1 protein-coding gene is annotated in these 1,584 nt (G+C 62.1%); it reads left to right on the top strand.

The window, feature by feature from the left end; all coding sequences use genetic code 11:
• The first annotated feature begins 80 nt into the window (after positions 1 to 80).
• On the top strand, positions 81 to 1,283 hold the full coding sequence (locus HYH07_RS36135; protein WP_220006913.1) for an integrase core domain-containing protein: 1,203 nt from the start codon (positions 81 to 83) through the stop codon (positions 1,281 to 1,283).
• Positions 1,284 to 1,584: the final 301 nt, after the last annotated feature.

The following is a 1,584-nucleotide window of genomic DNA, read 5'->3' as shown; positions in this document are numbered from 1 at the left end:
TGAGCGGCCCGAGACATAGGTGACAAAATGTACCGGACACATGGGTTACACTTTCCGCTTTTGTTCTGCGGGAGGTGTGGATGCCGTGGAAAGCGAGTTCGGTCATGGAAGAACGCCTGCGCTTTGTCGCCCGTCTGTTGGATGGGGAAGCCATGTCGGACGTTTGCCGGGAGTTCGGCATCTCCCGCAAGACCGGCTACAAGATCTTCGATCGTTACAAGGAACATGGCCTGGAGGCACTGAGTGACCGCTCGCGGCGCCCGGTTCGCTATGCCAACCAGTTGCCGGCCCAGATTGAGACTGTGATTGTTCAGCTCAAGACCGAGAAGCCGCATTGGGGGGCCCGCAAGATCCGCGAACTGCTGGTGCGACGGCTCGACGGCGATGTCCGGGTGCCGGCCAAAAGCACCATTCATGCGGTGCTCGATCGCCACGGCCTGGTCAGGCGGGGCGGTGGGCCGCGGCATCGCGCGCGCGGCACGTCGCTATCGCAAGGGACTGCCCCGAACGATGTCTGGTGCGCCGACTTCAAAGGCGAGTTCAAGCTTGGCAACAGCCATTACTGCTTCCCGCTGACCGTCAGCGATCATGCCGCGCGCTTCCTGCTGCTGTGCGAGGCGCTCGACTCCACGCGCGAGGAGCCTGCCATGACCGCCTTCGAGCGCCTGTTCCGCGAGCGCGGCCTGCCGCTTGCCATTCGGTCCGACAATGGCGTGCCTTTTGCCAGTCCCAATGCCCTGTTCAATCTTTCCAAGCTCTCGGTGTGGTGGCTCCGGCTTGGTATCGCCATCGAGCGCATCAAGCCGGGCCATCCACAACAGAACGGCCGGCACGAGCGCATGCACCTCACCCTCAAGAAGGAGGCCACCAGGCCGCCCGGCTTCAACACTCTGCAACAGCAGGAGCGCTTCGATGCCTTCGTGCACGAGTTCAATACCGAGCGTCCCCACGAGGCGCTCGGGATGAAGTGTCCTGCTGAGGTCTACACGGCTTCAGCGCAGGCCTATGCCGGCCTGCCGGAGTTGAGCTACCCGTTCCACGACCGCGACGTCGTCGTCACTGCCTGCGGCCGCCTCTGCCTGCATCGCAAGAGGATCAACATCTCAACCGTCCTGGCTGGCCAGAAGCTCGGCATCAAGGAGGTCGACGAGGGCATCTGGCTCGTCAGCTTCATGCATTACGATCTCGGCTATTTCGATCTCGAACAGAAGACCTTGCAACCTCTCGACAACCCGTTCGGTCCGAAGCCCAGCACCGATGTCTCAGCCACAACGGCGCTCTGAGGGGACGCGCTCTTGTGCATTCTTGGCATGGAGGGCCACTTGCTTGGCTCCGCTGTCGCGGTCAACCCCCGAAGCCCGAAGGGGCGCGGCACGCGCGGGGTTGACGGCGACAGCGCGAGCCGAGCAAAAATAGCCGTCCCATGGATGCCTCACGCTGAAATGCAGCAGATCGCAGGCCTCTGGCCTCAAACTGGATCGACTTTGGAGTAAATAACCGTGAGACCCTCCGACAACCCGTTCGGCACGAGGTTGTCACCCATGTCTCAGGTACAATCTGTTACCCATGTGTCAGGGCCGGACA

Source organism: Bradyrhizobium sp. BR 10261 (assembly GCF_019455395.1).
Taxonomy (GTDB): Bacteria; Pseudomonadota; Alphaproteobacteria; order Rhizobiales; family Xanthobacteraceae; genus Bradyrhizobium; species Bradyrhizobium manausense.
The sequence above is the reverse complement of the archived record's forward strand: the minus strand, read 5'-3'. Positions and strand labels throughout refer to the sequence as shown.